Annotated in this window: 1 protein-coding gene; it reads left to right on the top strand. The window is 71.4% G+C overall.

Annotation, left to right across the window (positions count from 1 at the left end):
• A partial coding sequence (locus XINFAN_RS20265) for a hypothetical protein (RefSeq protein ID WP_199286487.1) occupies positions 1-325 on the top strand: 325 nt, incomplete at both ends.

Below are 325 nucleotides of genomic sequence, written 5' to 3'. Positions count from 1 at the left end.
CAGCGGCGTGGACGGCAACGCCCAGACCGTCGAGGGCGAGGCCGCGGGCATCGGCACCGGGCTTGCGAACGAGGAGATGATCGCGATGGGCGTGGCCGGCCTGGCCGGCATCGGCGTGCTCGCCTCGTCCAAGGGCAGCAACGCCGCCCCGGGGGATGGCGACGGCGACGGCGACGGAGATGGTGACGGCGACGGGGATGGCGACGGAGATGGTGACGGCGACGGGGATGGTGACGGCGACGGAGACGGAGACGGAGACGGAGACGGGGATTCGCTCTCTGTCCTCGGCGAGGTGCTTGAGGGTGTCAGCACCATCATTCCCGGC

It is taken from the genome of Pseudogemmobacter humi, assembly GCF_900609055.1.
GTDB classification, from domain to species: Bacteria; Pseudomonadota; Alphaproteobacteria; order Rhodobacterales; family Rhodobacteraceae; genus Pseudogemmobacter; species Pseudogemmobacter humi.
The sequence above is the reverse complement of the archived record's forward strand: the minus strand, read 5'-3'. Positions and strand labels throughout refer to the sequence as shown.